At 60.9% G+C, this 238-nt stretch carries 1 protein-coding gene; it reads left to right on the forward strand.

Annotated features, from left to right (window positions below; genetic code table 11):
* Positions 1 to 94 precede the first annotated feature (94 nt).
* Positions 95 to 238 (forward strand): NAD-dependent epimerase/dehydratase family protein (locus SB753_RS41120; protein ID WP_410805687.1); only part of this gene is annotated, 144 nt, incomplete at its 3' end.

The following is a 238-nucleotide window of genomic DNA, read 5'->3' on the forward strand; positions in this document are numbered from 1 at the left end:
CGGCGAGTCCGGCAAGCAACCGGCAATGACGCGTTCTGCCGGCTTCGAAAGCCCGGAAGCGGCGAGTGCGCCGCGCAAGACCTTGGAGAAAATCATGAAGATCGTTGTGATAGGCGGCACGGGACTGATCGGCAGCAAAGTGGTCAAGAATCTGCGCGGGCGTGGTCATGAGGTCATTGCCGCTTCACCTGCATCGGGCGTCAACACGATCACGGGCGAGGGGCTTAGCGAAGCATTG

This window comes from Paraburkholderia sp. SIMBA_053 (assembly GCF_046534895.1).
In the GTDB taxonomy this organism is placed as follows: domain Bacteria; phylum Pseudomonadota; class Gammaproteobacteria; order Burkholderiales; family Burkholderiaceae; genus Paraburkholderia; species Paraburkholderia caledonica.